Genomic DNA, 12,995 nt, shown 5'->3' with positions numbered 1-12,995 from the left:
AAGGAGAAGTCCTCATGACCGACCGACTGACCTACACGGAACTCGCCGCCCTGATGAAGAAGGGGGCCGGTCTCACCGTCGACCCGCACGACATGGAGAAGCGCCCCGGCTCGGCCTTCGACGAGTTCGGCCTGGACTCGCTGGGCCTCCTCGGCATCGTGGGCGTGCTGGAGAACCGGCACGGCCGTGCGCTGCCGGCCGACGCGGACCGCTGCAGGACCCCGCAGGAATTCCTCGCCCTCGTCAACAACAGCCTCATGACAGGAGCCTGACATGCCAGGACACACCGAGAACGAGATCACCATCGCCGCCCCCCTGGACCTGGTCTGGGACGTGACGAACGACCTGGAGAACTGGCCGCGGCTCTTCAGCGAGTACGCCGCGGTCGAGATCATCGAACGGGACGGGAACAGCACCACCTTCCGGCTGACGATGCACCCCGACGAGAACGACAAGGTGTGGAGCTGGGTCTCCGAGCGGACCGTGGACCGTGCCGGTCGTACGGTCCGCGCCCGTCGTGTGGAGCCCGGACCGTTCCAGCACATGGACATCCGGTGGCAGTACTCGGAGGTCCCCGGCGGGACGAAGATGCACTGGACCCAGGACTTCGCGATGCGGCCCGACGCCCCCGTCGACGACGCGTGGATGACCGACAACATCAACCGCAACTCCAAGATCCAGATGGAACTCATCCGGGACAAGATCGAGCAGCGCGACCGGGAGCGCCGTACGGCTCCGGCCGGCGCCCGCTGACCCGCCGTCCGCCCACGGCCCGGTACCCGGCCGCCCGGCCGGGTGCCGGGCCGGGAATCCAGAAAGGCATCCCCCGATGCACCACGCCCTGATCGTCGCCCGGATGGCACCGGGGTCGGCGCCGGACATCGCCGAGTTGTTCGCCGCCTCCGACAACACCGAACTGCCGCATCTCGTCGGCGTCACCAGGCGCAAGCTTTTCCAGTTCGGCGACGTGTACCTGCACCTGATCGAGTCGGAGCGCCCGCCGGGCCCCGAGATCGCGAAGGTGACCGGGCACCCGCAGTTCAAGGACATCAGCGAGAAGCTCACCGCCTACGTCAGCGCCTACGACCCGCAGACCTGGCGCAGCCCCAAGGACGCCATGGCCCACGAGTTCTACCGGTGGGAACGCGACACCACCGGCTGAGAGCCTGTCGGGTGGCCTTCGACCGGACAGCGGACGCGGTCTGGTGCGTGCGATTCCAAGGCGCCGGAGTGTCCTCGTAGCGGAGCTACTTGGGCATTTCGGCAACGCTGGAAGCGTGCGTGCCAGGGCGTGGCCGCCCGGTCAGAGGCCACCCGACAGGCTCTGAGACGGACGAACGCCCCGGGTCCGGCCGAGAGGCCGGACCCGGGGCGTTTCCACGTCGTGCCGGGAGGGGGACGGTCAGTCGGGGACCACGCACTCGAACGCGTGCAGGTAGGCGTTGACCGGGACGACGTCGCCGATCAGCAGCCCGGCGTCCGAGATCCGGGTGACCAGGCTCTCCCTGGTGTGCTTGGCACCGCCGACGTTGAGGAGCAGCAGCAGGTCCATCGCGGTGGTGAAACGCATCGAGGGGGTGTCGTCGACGAGGTTCTCGATGACGACGACCCTGGCCCCCGGGCGGGCCGCGGCGACGACGTTGCGCAGGGCCCTGCGGGTGCTGTCGTCGTCCCACTCCAGGATGTTCTTGATGATGTAGAGGTCGGCCTCGACGGGGATGGCCTCACGGCAGTCCCCGGCCACGATCCGGGTCCGGCCGACCAGCGCGCCCTCGTCCCGCAGCCGGGCGTCGGCCCGCGCCACCACGCCCGGCAGGTCCATCAGGGTGCCGTGGAGCGAGGGGTGCTTCTCCAGCAGGCTCGCCAGCACGTGCCCCTGGCCGCCGCCGATGTCGGCGACCGAGGACACCCCGGTGAGGTCGAGGAGCTCGGCGACGTCCAGCGCGGACTGCACGCTGGAGGTGGTCATCGCCCGGTTGAAGATCTGCGCGGACTCGTGGGCGTCCTGGTGCAGGTAGTCGAAGAACCCCTTGCCGTGCACGTCCTGGAAGACGCTCCGGCCGGTGCGCACCGCGTCGTCGAGGCGCGGCCACACGTCCCAGGTCCAGGGCTCGGTGCACCACAGCGAGATGTCGCGCAGGCTGTGGGGGTCGTCCTCGCGCAGCAGGCGGGACATCTCGGTGTGGGCGAACCGTCCGTCGGCGGTCTCGGTGAAGATCCCGTAGCAGGACAGGGCGCGCAGCAGCCGCCGCAGCGGGACGGCCTCGGTCCCCACCAGTTCCGCGAGCTCCTGCGCGGTGGCGGGCGTCTCGTCCAGCGCGTCGGCGACACGCAGCCGGGCGGCGGCGCGCACGGCGGCGGCCCTGGCGGCGCCGAAGACCAGTTCGCGCAGCTGCATGGCCGGCTGCGGGGGAGTGACGGGGTGGGGGAGCGCGGCGTGGACGGAGGCGGGCGTGGGGGTGGGACTGACAGTGGTCATACTGTTTCGCTTCTCCTCGTGCGGGGGTGCGTCGGTCAGCACAGCCCGGCAGGTGTGGACTTCGCGCAGACGTTGTCGGTGAAGGTGTTGTTCTTTCCGGCGGTGTCCCCGTTGGCGAGGTCGGCCGGCTTGTTGTCGAGCACGACGTTGTCGCTGATGGTGTGGCCGGTGTTCTTCGTGCCCACGAAGCTCTTGAACAGCACGATGCCGCCGGACATGGGCGTGTCGCCCGCGTTGTCGCGGATCGTGTTCGAGCGCACCCGGGTGTCCGCGGCGCCGGTGAGCACGATGCCGGAGCCCTGGAGGGCCGACAGCCGTTCGGTCGCGGCGCAGGACTTGTTGTTGCCGGTGATCCGGTTGGACTCGATCGTCATGGCTCCGGCCTGCGGCTTTCCTTCGTCGCCCACGACGAACACACCGGTGCAGTTGCCGGTGACGATGTTGTCGCGGACCGCCAGGTTCCGTACCCGCCGGGCGGTGAAGCCGATCCGGTTGTCCGCCAGTGTGTTGTGCCGGAGCTCGGTGCCCCGGGTGTCGGTGGCGCCGCCCTCCTCGTCGACGGTGTTCGCGACGAAGATGCCCGCGTCACCGTTGGCGCGGGCGGTGTTGCGCGCGAACACGCCGCGGGTGGAACGTTCCTGGGCGATGCCCCAGACACCGTTGCGTTCGGAGGTCACCCCCTGGACGGTCAGCCGGTCGGTCCGGGAGGCCCAGACGCCGTTCTTCTTGAAGCCGGAGACGGTCAGCCCGTCGATGCTCACCCCCTCCACGGTCCGGTCCGCGCTGCCCAGTACGCAGATGCCGTTGCCGGCCCGCGCACAGGCGTCGGAGGCCCGCGTGCCCGGTTCCGCGGGCCGGATCACGGTCCGGCTGCCGGAACCGCGCAGGGTCAGGCCGGGCGTGGTGACCAGGACGCTCTCGCGGTACGTGCCGGGCATGACGACGACGGTGTCGCCCGACCGGGCGGCGTCCACCGCCTTCTGGATCGACTCGCCGGGGTGGACCACGTGCGCGCTCCTGGTGGAGGCGGACGGAGTGGCCGCCCCGAGCCCCGCGGCCGAGACGGCCGCCCCGAGCCCCGCGGCGGAGAGGACCACGACCGGCACAAGGATCTTGATGTTTCGTTTCCTCATGAGCCGAAGCTATGGGCGATCCCGCCCCCTTGCCACATAGGGTGAGCGGATGGGTGCGGGGGGTGCCCGAATGGGCTACGCGGGCTCCGCCGCACGGTCCCGGGGCGGGACCCGCCGCGGTCCGCACCGGCGACCCGGCCGGAACCGGGGGGCCGGGGCCGGAGGGGTTGGGCTGGAGGAGTTGGGTCGAAGGGCGGGGGGCTCAGTCGCCGGGCTCGTGCGGTGGCGCGACGACCGAGCGGGCCCACCGGTAGTCGGCCTTGCCGCTCGGCGAGCGCCGGATCCGCCCGGCGATCACCAGCCGGCGCGGGATCTTGTAGCCCGCCAGCCGCGTCCTGCAGTGCGCCTGGATGTCGTCGAGCGAGGGTTCGGGCGCCCCTTCGCGCAGCTGCACCACCGCCGCGACGCGGTTGCCCCAGCGCGCGTCGGGCGCCCCGGCGACCAGCGCGTCGTACACGTCCGGATGGGCCTTGAGCGCCTGCTCGACCTCCTCGGGGTACACCTTCTCGCCCCCGGTGTTGATGCACTGCGAGCCCCGGCCGAGGACCGTGACGATGCCGTCCGCGTCGACCGTCGCCATGTCGCCGAGCAGCACCCACCGCTCCTCGCCCCGGCGGAAGAACGTCTGCGCGGTCTTGGCCGGGTCGTTGTAGTAGCCGAGGGGCACGTGCCCGCGCTGGGCGATCCGGCCCGGCTCGCCCGGGGCCACCGGCTCGTGGGTGGCCGGATCGACCACCTCCGTACGGGAGTTGACCCGGAGCCGGAAGCCGTTCTCCGGGCCCGAGTCGGCCGTCGCCGTGCCGTTGAAACCGGACTCCGAGGAGCCGAAGTTGTTCAGTAACATCACCGTCGGCACGAGCTCCTGGAACTCCGCGCGCACCGAGTCCGACATGATCGCCCCCGAGCTGGAGACGGAGAACATCGACGAGCAGTCGGTGCCCTTCAGCGGGCCCTTCAGGGCGTCGATCAGCGGTCGCAGCATCGCGTCGCCCACCAGCGACATGCTGGTGACCCGCTCCTTCTCGACGGTGCGGAGCACCGCCTCCGGGTCGAACCTGCGGTGGAGCACGACCCGCTGTCCGAAGTTGAAGCCGATGAACGCGGTGAGGGTCGAGGTGCCGTGCATCAGCGGGGGAGTGGGGAAGAAGGTGATCCCGTCCCCGCCCGCCGCCACCCGCTCGGCCAGCTCCTGCGGGGTCCGCACCGGCTCGCCGGTCGGCGCGCCCCCGCCGAGCCCGGAGAAGAACAGGTCCTCCTGGCGCCACATCACCCCCTTGGGCATTCCGGTGGTGCCGCCGGTGTAGATGATGAACTGGTCGTCGGCCGAGCGCGGTGCGAAACCGCGTTCCGGGCTGCCGGCCGCCTCCGCCTCGGTGAACGCGACCGCCTCCGGCCCCCGGGCACCCGCCGCCGGAGTCCCCACCCGGACGAGGTGGCGCAGCAGCGGGGCCTTCGGCGCGGCCGCCGCGACCCGCTCGTCGAACTCGGCGTCGAAGACCAGGGCGGCCAGGTCGGCGTCCCGGTAGAGGTAGGTCAACTCCTCTTCCACGTAGCGGTAGTTCACATTGACGGGCACGATCCGCGCCTTGAGGCAGGCCAGTACGGTCTGCAGGTACTCCACCCCGTTGTACAGGTGCAGCCCCAGGTGCTCGCCGGGGGCGATGCCCGCGTCGGTCAGGTGGTGGGCGAGGCGGTTGGCGGCCGCGTCCAGCTCCGCGTACGTGAGCCGGCGCTCCGCACCGGTGCCGGGGTGGTCGAGGTAGACGAGCGCCTCGCGTTCCGGGACCGCGTCGACGACCGATTCGAACAGGTCGGCAAGGTTGTACTCCACCGTTCCTCCTGACCCCGGAAGCTGACTGGCTCGGCGGTCATTAGAGCGCCGGGAGGCACAAGTGGGAAGGGGCCCGGACGAAGAAAACTGACTGACTGTCAGAAAACTATTGAACTGGGCCCCCGCCTACTGCAACCTGTTCCAGTGCCGCGACCGGCAGCACCGACCCGGCGGCCCCGGGTCCCGAGACGGGAGGCAGGCAATGGGTGGTACGGAACACCTCACCGTGCGCCGTGAGGGCGCCACACTGGTGCTCACCCTGAACAGGCCGGAGGCGAAGAACGCCCTCTCGCTGCCGATGCTGGTCGGGCTGTACGACGGCTGGCTGGCGGCCGACGAGGACGACACGGTCCGCTCGGTCGTCCTCACCGGGGCGGGCGGCTGCTTCTGCGCCGGCATGGACCTCAAGGCCCTGGCCGGAAAGGGCATGGAGGGGGAGCAGTACCGCCACCGGATGGCCGCCGACCCCGATCTGCACTGGAAGGCGATGCTGCGCCACCACCGCCCCCGCAAACCGGTCGTCGCCGCGGTCGAGGGCCACTGCGTGGCGGGCGGGACCGAGATCCTCCAGGGCACCGACATCCGGATCGCCGGGGCGGGCGCCACCTTCGGCCTCTTCGAGGTCCGGCGCGGCCTCTTCCCCATCGGCGGGTCCACGGTGCGGCTGCCCCGCCAGATCCCCCGCACCCACGCCCTCGAAATGCTCCTCACCGGACGCCCCTACAGCGCCGCCGAGGCCGCCGCCATCGGGCTGATCGGCCGGGTCGTCCCCGACGGCACCGCACTGGAGGAGGCCCTCGCCGTCGCCGAGCGGATCAACGCCTGTGGACCGCTCGCCGTCGAGGCCGTCAAGGCGTCCGTGTACGAGAGCGCCGAACTGACCGAGAGCGAGGGCCTCGCCGCCGAACTGGAACGCGGCCAACCGGTCTTCGCCACCGCCGACGCCCGCGAGGGCGCCCGCGCCTTCGCCGAGAAACGCCCGCCCGTCTACCGCCGCGCCTGAGCGCCCGCCGGGTGGCCTCCGACCGGGCGCACCCGACGGGCCCCGAGTCCAGGAGGCAACCGTGCCCGACATCCTCAGCGCACCACTCGTGGTCGAATTCCCCTTCACCCGCTCCCTCGGACCGGTCCAGAGCGCCTTCCTCACCGGACTGCGCGAACGCACCGTGCTCGGCGTCCGCACCGACGGGGGGAGGATCCTGGTCCCGCCCGTCGAGTACGACCCCGTCACCGCCGAGGAGATCCGGGAACTCGTCGAGGTCGCCCCCACCGGCACCGTCACCACCTGGGCCTGGAACCCCGCGCCGCGCCGCGGCCAGCCCCTCGACACCCCCTTCGCCTGGGTCCTCGTCCGGCTCGACGGGGCCGACACCGCCCTCCTGCACGCCCTGGCCGCGCCCGGCCCGCACGCCGTGCGCACCGGCATGCGGGTACGGATCCGCTGGGCCGCCGAACGGACCGGCGCGATCACGGACATCGCCTGCTTCGAACCGTACGGGGGCGACACCGGTGAACCGCCCGCCCCGCACGACGGCGCGTTCCCCGACCCCGTCACCGGCATCGTCACCCCCGCCCGGCTCGACTACCGCTACACCCCCGGCCGGGCCCAGAGCGCCTACATCGAGGCCCTGTCCGAACGGCGCATCGTCGGCGAACGCTGCCCGTCCTGCGCCAAGGTGTACGTGCCGCCCCGCGGTGCCTGCCCCACCTGCGGCGTCGCCACCGCGGAACAGGTCGAGGTCGGCCCGCGCGGCACCGTGACCACGTACTGCGTCGTCAACATCAAGGCGAAGAACCTGGACATCGAGGTCCCCTACGTCTACGCACACATCGCACTCGACGGAGCGGACCTCGCCCTGCACGCCCGGATCGGCGGCATCCCGTACGACGAGGTCCGCATGGGGCTGCGCGTCGAACCCGTCTGGACCGAGGGCGCACGCCACCCCGACCACTACCGGCCCACCGGCGAGCCGGACGCCGACTACGACGCGTACAAGGAGCTGCTCTAGATGCGAGACGTGGCGATCGTCGCCTTCGCGCAGACGGACCACCTGCGGCGCACCGACGAACTCTCCGAGGTCGAGATGCTGATGCCGGTGCTCCACCGGGTCCTCGACGCGACCGGCCTGCGGGCGGGCGACATCGGCTTCACCTGCTCCGGTTCCAGCGACTACCTGGCCGGCCGCGCCTTCTCCTTCACCATGGCGCTCGACGGCGTCGGCGCCCACCCGCCGATCTCCGAGTCCCATGTGGAGATGGACGGCGCCTGGGCCCTGTACGAGGCCTGGGTCAAGATCCGGACGGGCCAGGCCGACACCGCGCTCGTCTACTCCTACGGCAAGTCCTCGCCCGGGGAGCTGCGCGACGTACTCACCCGCCAGCTCGACCCGTACTACGTCGGCCCGCTCTGGCCGGACTCCGTCGCCCTCGCCGCGCTCCAGGCCCAGGCCCTGATCGACGCGGGCGACACGGACGAGGCGGCCCTCGCCGCGATCGCCGCCCGCAACCGTGCCGCCGCCGCTGACAACCCGCACGCCCAGCTCGCCGGCCGGGTCCCGGCCGGGGACTACGTCGTGCGACCGCTGCGCACCGGCGACTGCGCACCGATCGGCGACGGGGCGGCCGCGGTGATCCTCGCCGCCGGGGACACCGCCCGGCGGCTGTGCCCCCGCCCCGCCTGGATCCGCGGCATCGACCACCGCATCGAGGCACACGGCCTCGGCGTCCGCGAACTGACCGGATCACCGTCCACCCGGCTTGCCGCGACCCGGGCCGGGTTCTTCGAACGCCCCGTGGACACCGCCGAGTTGCACGCCCCGTTCACCTCCCAGGAGGTGGTGCTGCGCAAGGCGCTCGAACTCGACGACGACGTCGCCGTCAACCCGTCCGGCGGCGCGCTCGCCGCCAACCCGGTCATGGCCGCCGGACTGATCCGGCTCGGCGAGGCCGCCGCCCGCATCCACCGCGGCGAGTCCGACCGGGCACTGGCCCACGCCACCTCCGGGCCCTGCCTGCAACAGAACCTGGTCGCCGTCCTCGAAGGGGAGAGCGCTCATGTCCGCTGAGCCCGTGGCCGTCGTCGGCATCGGCCAGACCGCACACGTCTCCGCCCGCCGGGACGTCTCCATCGCCGGACTGGTCCGCGAGGCCGCCGTCCGAGCACTGGACGACGCCGGTCTGACCTGGGCGGACGTCGACGCCGTCGTCATCGGCAAGGCCCCCGACTTCTTCGAGGGCCTGATGATGCCGGAGCTCTACCTCGCCGACGCCCTCGGCGCCGTCGGCAAACCCATGCTCCGGGTGCACACCGCGGGCTCCGTCGGCGGCTCCACCGCACTCGTCGCCGCCAACCTGGTCTCCGCGCGGGTGCACCGCACCGTCCTGGCGCTCGCCTTCGAGAAGCAGTCCGAGTCCAACGCCATGTGGGGCCTCTCGCTGCCGATCCCGTTCCAGCAGCCGCTGCTGGCCGGCGCGGGCGGTTTCTTCGCCCCGCACGTGCGGGCCTACATGCGGCGCACCGGGGCCCCCGACGAGATCGGCTCCCTCGTCGCGTACAAGGACCGGCGCAACGCGCTCAGGAACCCGTACGCCCACGTCCGGGACCCCGGCATCACCCTGGAGAAGGTACGGGCCGCGCCGATGCTCTGGGACCCGATCCGCTACTCGGAGACCTGCCCGTCCTCCGACGGGGCCTGCGCGATGGTCCTCACCGACCGGGCCGGGGCGGACCGCTCGCCGCACCCGCCCGCGTGGGTGCACGGCGGCGCGATGCGCAGCGAGCCGACGCTCTTCGCCGGCAAGGACTTCGTGTCCCCCCGGGCGGGCCGGGACTGCGCGGCCGACGTGTACCGGCAGGCGGGGATCAGCGACCCGCGACGGGAGATCGACGCCGCCGAGCTGTACGTGCCGTTCTCCTGGTACGAGCCGATGTGGCTGGAGAACCTCGGCTTCGCCGACGAGGGCGAGGGCTGGAAGCTCACCGAGTCCGGCGTCACCGAGATCGACGGCGACCTGCCCGTGAACCCCTCGGGCGGAGTGCTCTCCACCAACCCCATCGGGGCCTCCGGAATGATCCGCTTCGCCGAGGCCGCCCTCCAGGTACGGGGCCGGGCGGGCGAGCACCAGGTGGCGGGGGCACGTAAGGCGCTCGGCCACGCGTACGGCGGCGGGGCGCAGTTCTTCGCCATGTGGCTGGTCGGATCCGAACCCCCCACCGGCTGACCCCGGCCCCGCGCGGGAGGGGCCGTCCCGGCGGGCCCGGACCACGACCGCGCCGCGCACCGGATCACCCTCCGTGTCCCCCGGACACCGGACGTGACCGGTCCCGTCACCGCCGTCACCGGCCGGGACCGGTCGCGGGGCCCGCCGGGGACCGGCCGGCGGGCCCGTCGGCGCCCCGGCCTGCGCGGACCCGACTCTGCAACGTGAGCCCGGACACGTACCATGTCTGCATGTCCTTCCTCCGCCGCCGTAGCGCCGCCACACCCGCGGGCCCCGACTTCGACGTCCTGGCCATGGACCCGGGGGACTGGCCCGGAAATCTCGGCGCCGGCCTGCTGCCCGCCCCCGACGGGAGCTGCCAGGGCGTCTTCCTGCGCTACGACCTGTTCGGCGGCCGCGGCCCCGCGATGATCATCGGCAACCTCCCGGAGGGATCGCCCGCCCGCGAGACCGAGGAGGGCCAGGTCCCCTTCGAGGTCGCCCAGCTGCTGCTCGCGCTGGAGAACGACGAGCCGGTCGAGGTCACCGGCACCGAGGACATGCCCGTCATGCAGGGCGACAACCTGCTGATCGTCCGCCGGATCAAGCTCTCCGAAAGCCGCATCTCCTGCGTCCAGTTCGACCGCAGCGACGGGGTGCTCGTCACCATCGCCAGCTGGGACCGGCCGATCACCGACGACCTGTACACCCTCCTGAAGCCGCTGCCCGCCGAGCTGTTCCAGCAGGGCTGAAACGTCTCGCCGGTGGCCGCCCGCGCCTCGCGGGCGGCCACCCGCATGCGGGGCCCCGCCCCGTCCGGCCGTTACCCGCCGCTCGCCGCGGTCCGTGCGAACAGCGAGGTCACCCGCGCCGCCGAGACACCGATCCCGGTGGGGCCGCCGAGGTGCCACGGGGTGCCGTTGCCCCGCCGGAGGTCCTGCTCGCGGTAGCGCCGGCAGCCGCGGTGCCAGATCAGGATGCCCGCTAGCCACTGCTCGAGCTCCCGCACGTACCCGGACAGAACCTTCCGCGCCTCCGCGTCCAGCCCGAAGTCGTCGCAGAGCACCGGGAGTTCCCGCTCGGCGACGTGCAGGAACTGCCGCAGTCGCGACTCCATCAGGTCGTGCACGATCGCCACCCCGGTCGGGTAGTCCACCCCGAAGAAGTTCTGCACGACCAGGACGCCGTTGTGCACCTCGCCCTCGTACTCGATCTCCTTCTGGTACGAGAACAGGTCGTTGAGCAGGCACGCGTAGTCCGCCGCCGCGTTCTCCAGGGAGCGCATCGGCCCGCTGCGGTAGATCTCCGGCGGAACCTTCCTGCCGTGTCCCAGCCTGCACAGACTCATCGTGAGGTCGGACCCGAAGGTCATGCGCCGCATCTCGATGTAGTCCACCGGATCGGGGATACGGTTCTGCGCCTGGTTCGCCAGCTCCCACAGCCAGCTCGCGGTCATGTCCTCGACCGCCTTGCGGAACGTCCGCCGCCCGCTCGCGTCCATCGGGGCCGAGGTCCTCGCCCAGAGATCGGCGAGCCCCCGCTCCAGCGCGTTGACCGGTTCGGGCGTCGCGGCCCCGTCCAGCGGCATGAACGCCGACAGCCGCTCGTTGGCGAGCCCGGCCCCCACCAGGTCACGGGGTCGCCCGTGCACCACCGGGAACCAGTCGTCCCCGTACGTCCCCCAGGTCAGCCACTGCGACGCCAGGTCGAGCTCCTCCGGCGTCGCGTCCGGGAACAGCCCCGCCGCGCACAGCGGCAGGTCGATCGCGACGAGCTGCTGCTCGTCCCAGATGTGTGAACCGGGCACCCCCGGCTGCGCCTTCAGGAGGCCCATACGGTCCGCCCAGTCGACGACCCGCAGCCGCGCCCCGTTCAGATGGGGGCTGAGCGTCGTGCCGAAGGGCAGCTCGAAGTCGGGCAGCAGGGACGGGCCGACCCGCCGGTGGGGCACATGGGTGTGGCTGCGCAGCCGGGCCGACTCCGAGCGGGCGGTGAACCGGAGCGAGGCCGCGGCCATGCCGAAGCCGGTCGGCGCCGCCCCGACCGCGCCGTCGTTCATGTAACGGCTGGAGCGCATGTGCCACTCGTGACCGCCGGACTGCCAGTCCTGCAGGCCCTTGACGTACGCGAGGACCGACGCGGTCCGCGCGGGATCGAGGCCCTTCCGCGCGCAGAGCGGGCCGAGTTCGGTGAGGACGGTGTTCTCGAACTGCTGCAGCCGGGACGTCAGCAGATCGTTCACCGCCTCGGCGGCCTCCTGCGTGGAGCAGCCGAGGAAGCGTTCGAGGACCAGTACTCCATTGCTGTTCTCGCCCTCCTCCTCCACCTCCCGCTGGTACGAGAAGAGGTCGTTGCGCAGGTGCACGGCGTCGGAGAAGGCGTCCCGCAGCACCCGCAGCGCCCGCTCCCCGGCCACCTCCTCGGGCACCTCCGCACCGGCCGCGTACTCCACGAGCCCCGCCGACCAGGGGGCGCCGCCCACCTTGCGGCGCATCTCGATGTACTCGACGGGGTTCGCGATGCGCCCCTCGTCGATGTTGGCGAGCTCCCACAGCGACTCGTCGAGCAGGTTCTCCGTGGCCTCGGCGAACCTGGCCCGCCAGGCGTCGGACATGCTCGGCACCGTCCGTGCCCACAGATCGGCCAGCCCCGCCTCGACCGGGTTCGTGGGCTCCGGCACCGGGGCCCCGCGGTCCATCGGCATGAACGCGGGCAGCCGGTCCAGATACCGCTTGCCTCCCTCCCGGTCCCGGGTGCGCTTGAACAGCTCCAGGAAGTGGTCGTCGAAGAAGAAGACCCACACGTACCAGTCGGTGACCAGCGAGAGGGCCTCGGACGAGCAGTCGGGATGGGTGTACGCGCACAGCAGCGCGTAGTCGTGGGAGTCGAGGTCCTTCTCGTCCCAGACGCCCGAGCCCTCCACCATCCCCATGCTGCGGGCCCACTCCTTGGTGTGCGCCCGAGCCTCCTCGACATGGGCGTTGAGCCGCGCCGGATGCGGAACATAGAAATCCGGCAGGGTGAAGGGCTGAGGCATGGACGTTGGGCCTTTCCTGGGGCACCGCACGGCTGTCGTGCGGCCTCGATCGTTTCCGCGCGAGCACTACCCTTCGGCCGTTCGAGGTACTCATATCCCGGATTAATCAGATAAAAAGCATGGTCGGGGGTGGTGTCCGGGATGCGCCGGATGCCGTTCGCCCGCTCCCCGGAAGCCGGGCAACGGGCCGTCGCCGAAAGCCGGTTGAATCTTTCCGTGTGCAGGTCGGAGGCCCTTTCAGTGGTCTGGCCCACTGGCTCGACCCGCGACCTCGGCTGATCCCTTGACGCGCTGTCATGTCAGGTCGGAGAGTGT

General features: G+C 71.7%; 12 protein-coding genes. 8 read left to right on the top strand and 4 right to left on the bottom strand.

The window, feature by feature from the left end; all coding sequences use genetic code 11:
* Positions 1-14 precede the first annotated feature (14 nt).
* The 3 genes from ABZZ04_RS11150 to ABZZ04_RS11140 all read left to right on the top strand — a co-directional run bounded on the left by ABZZ04_RS11150 (position 15) and on the right by ABZZ04_RS11140 (position 1,162).
* Positions 15-272: an acyl carrier protein gene (locus ABZZ04_RS11150; protein WP_148835997.1), complete on the top strand. Its 258-nt coding sequence runs from the start codon at positions 15-17 to the stop codon at positions 270-272.
* 1 nt (position 273) lies between these two features.
* Positions 274-753, top strand: coding sequence for an SRPBCC family protein (locus tag ABZZ04_RS11145; RefSeq protein WP_356931911.1), 480 nt, complete (start codon positions 274-276; stop codon positions 751-753).
* A 76-nt stretch (positions 754-829) separates the two neighbouring features.
* Positions 830-1,162, top strand: coding sequence for a TcmI family type II polyketide cyclase (locus ABZZ04_RS11140; protein ID WP_356931910.1), 333 nt, complete (start codon positions 830-832; stop codon positions 1,160-1,162).
* A 240-nt stretch (positions 1,163-1,402) separates the two neighbouring features.
* Here ABZZ04_RS11140 and ABZZ04_RS11135 read toward each other — a convergent pair whose 3' ends face one another.
* From ABZZ04_RS11135 to ABZZ04_RS11125, 3 genes are all read right to left on the bottom strand, one after another.
* Complete coding sequence (locus tag ABZZ04_RS11135; RefSeq protein ID WP_356931909.1) at positions 1,403-2,479, bottom strand: methyltransferase; 1,077 nt, start codon at positions 2,477-2,479, stop codon at positions 1,403-1,405.
* Positions 2,480-2,514: 35 nt separating this feature from the next.
* Positions 2,515-3,612: a right-handed parallel beta-helix repeat-containing protein gene (locus ABZZ04_RS11130; RefSeq protein WP_356931908.1), complete on the bottom strand. Its 1,098-nt coding sequence runs from the start codon at positions 3,610-3,612 to the stop codon at positions 2,515-2,517.
* Positions 3,613-3,814: 202 nt separating this feature from the next.
* Positions 3,815-5,443, bottom strand: a complete 1,629-nt coding sequence (locus ABZZ04_RS11125) for an acyl-CoA synthetase (protein WP_356931907.1) — start codon at positions 5,441-5,443, stop codon at positions 3,815-3,817.
* A gap of 202 nt (positions 5,444-5,645) precedes the next feature.
* On the opposite strand from ABZZ04_RS11125, the gene ABZZ04_RS11120 reads away from it, so the two are divergent.
* From ABZZ04_RS11120 to ABZZ04_RS11100, 5 genes are all read left to right on the top strand, one after another.
* Positions 5,646-6,446: a crotonase/enoyl-CoA hydratase family protein gene (locus ABZZ04_RS11120; protein ID WP_356931906.1), complete on the top strand. Its 801-nt coding sequence runs from the start codon at positions 5,646-5,648 to the stop codon at positions 6,444-6,446.
* A gap of 61 nt (positions 6,447-6,507) precedes the next feature.
* Positions 6,508-7,452, top strand: a complete 945-nt coding sequence (locus tag ABZZ04_RS11115) for an OB-fold domain-containing protein (RefSeq protein ID WP_356931905.1) — start codon at positions 6,508-6,510, stop codon at positions 7,450-7,452.
* Positions 7,453-8,508: a thiolase domain-containing protein gene (locus tag ABZZ04_RS11110; RefSeq protein ID WP_356931904.1), complete on the top strand. Its 1,056-nt coding sequence runs from the start codon at positions 7,453-7,455 to the stop codon at positions 8,506-8,508.
* Positions 8,498-9,664, top strand: coding sequence for a thiolase domain-containing protein (locus tag ABZZ04_RS11105; protein WP_356931903.1), 1,167 nt, complete (start codon positions 8,498-8,500; stop codon positions 9,662-9,664). Before ABZZ04_RS11110 ends, ABZZ04_RS11105 begins: the two co-directional genes overlap by 11 nt.
* 230 nt (positions 9,665-9,894) lie before the next feature.
* Positions 9,895-10,395 (top strand): hypothetical protein, encoded by a 501-nt coding sequence (locus ABZZ04_RS11100; RefSeq protein ID WP_073789562.1) that lies wholly within the window; start codon positions 9,895-9,897, stop codon positions 10,393-10,395.
* Between the two features lie 71 nt (positions 10,396-10,466).
* Here the strand turns inward: ABZZ04_RS11100 and ABZZ04_RS11095 are convergent, their stop codons facing one another.
* The gene (locus ABZZ04_RS11095) at positions 10,467-12,680 is read right to left on the bottom strand and encodes a terpene synthase family protein (protein WP_356931902.1); all 2,214 of its coding nucleotides are present in this window, start codon (positions 12,678-12,680) and stop codon (positions 10,467-10,469) included.
* Positions 12,681-12,995 lie beyond the last annotated feature (315 nt).

It is taken from the genome of Streptomyces sp. NPDC006435, assembly GCF_040612315.1.
Lineage (GTDB): Bacteria > Actinomycetota > Actinomycetes > Streptomycetales > Streptomycetaceae > Streptomyces.
This window is presented reverse-complemented; position numbering and strand designations above follow the sequence as displayed.